This window comes from Streptomyces sp. E2N166 (assembly GCF_003671715.1).
Taxonomy (GTDB): domain Bacteria; phylum Actinomycetota; class Actinomycetes; order Streptomycetales; family Streptomycetaceae; genus Streptomyces; species Streptomyces thinghirensis.
The window spans coordinates 1,845,367-1,846,257 of record NZ_RAIF01000032.1 but is presented as its reverse complement, the minus strand read 5'-3'; the positions used below and the strand labels follow the sequence as shown (position 1 = coordinate 1,846,257).

Below are 891 nucleotides of genomic sequence, written 5' to 3'. Positions count from 1 at the left end.
GGAACCCGGACACTGCCCCCGGTGGGCCCGGGCACCCTCGAACTGCGCGATGTACGGGTCCTGCGGGACGGGACGGAGGTCCTGCGGGCGGACCACGTGGTGGTGCCGGGCGGTCTGACCGCCGCGGTCGTGGGACGCAGTGGCGCGGGCAAGTCCGTCCTGGCCGCCGTCGCCGGCCGGCTCATCGATCCCGACCAGGGCCAGGTCCTGCTGGACGGCACACCTCTCGGACTTCTGACCCGCTCCTGCCTGCGTGCCGAGGTCGGCTTCGCGTTCGCGCGTCCCGTCCTGGGCGATCGCACCGTCGCCGAGGCGGTGGCGGCCGGGCCGCGCACGGTGTCACCCCACCAGATCAGGGCGGCTGTTCGCCTCGCGGACGCCGAATCCTTCGTACGCCGCCTCCCGCGGGCATACGACACCCGGCTCGCCGACACGCCCCTGTCCGGCGGCGAGTACCAACGTCTGGGACTGGCGCGGGCCTTCGCCCACGCGGGCCGGCTGCTGGTGATGGACGACGCCACGTCCAGCCTCGACACCGCCACGGAGCACGCGGTGGAACAGGCGCAGCGCCGCTCGCCCCGCGGCGCCACACGGCTGGTCGTGGCGCACCGCCCGTCGGTCGCGGCCCGGGCGGATCTCGTGATCTGGCTGGACGACGGCCGGGTGCGGGCGGTCGACAGCCACCGGCGCCTGTGGGAGGAGACGGCCTACCGAGCGGTGTTCGGCACTTGTGAGAACGCTGTGGGGCCGGTCTCCGCCGAGGACGGCCCGGGCGGGTCCCGGCACGGTCGGACCGGCCTGCCGCGCGAAGAGGCGCGGCCGTGACAGCCACCGGCCAAGGACCTGCGGCAGAGCCACGGCGCGAGTCGGGGACCCTGCGACGGGTAGGCC

The 891-nt window shown here is 75.3% G+C and carries 1 protein-coding gene; it reads left to right on the top strand.

Annotated features, from left to right (window positions below):
* The coding region (locus EBH09_RS39605) for an ABC transporter ATP-binding protein (protein ID WP_238697538.1) at nt 1-825 on the top strand (825 nt) is incomplete at its 5' end.
* Nucleotides 826-891: the final 66 nt, after the last annotated feature.